This window comes from Mesorhizobium sp. M8A.F.Ca.ET.161.01.1.1 (genome assembly GCF_004792105.1).
GTDB lineage: Bacteria > Pseudomonadota > Alphaproteobacteria > Rhizobiales > Rhizobiaceae > Mesorhizobium.
In genome coordinates this window covers 1-348 of record NZ_SRTD01000217.1, presented here as the reverse complement: position 1 = coordinate 348, position 348 = coordinate 1, and the positions used below count along the sequence as shown (strand labels likewise).

At 66.4% G+C, this 348-nt stretch carries 1 pseudogene; it reads left to right on the top strand.

Going from position 1 to position 348, the window contains the following annotated elements:
* A pseudogene (locus EN804_RS35400) lies at positions 1-348 on the top strand (hypothetical protein); the annotation flags it as partial.

Here is a 348-nt window from a genome sequence, read left to right as displayed (position 1 = left end):
CGAAGGACTGGTTCGGCACCGCCGCCAAGACGCGGCTCGAGGCGCTGATCGCCAAGGATCCGAAGCGGGCGTTGGCGATGTTTGGGGTGGGGGGACCGGCAGTCGGGAGGGACGGCGATGCTCCGCAAGCTGAAGGCAGTCCCTTGGCGGACGGCCCAATGATCGCCGGTGGGAAGCAAGGCCGCGTCGGCATTCAAACACCGGATGAACGCATAGCGCAGGCGTACAGGGACGACCTGCCGCAGCAGGAGCAGGAAGCGCTGGCTCTAAAGGCAAAGGTGGCGAAGTTCACCCAGGACATCAACCTGCGCGTCGCGATCAGTCGCGCCGAGGCGGAGGCGCCAGATG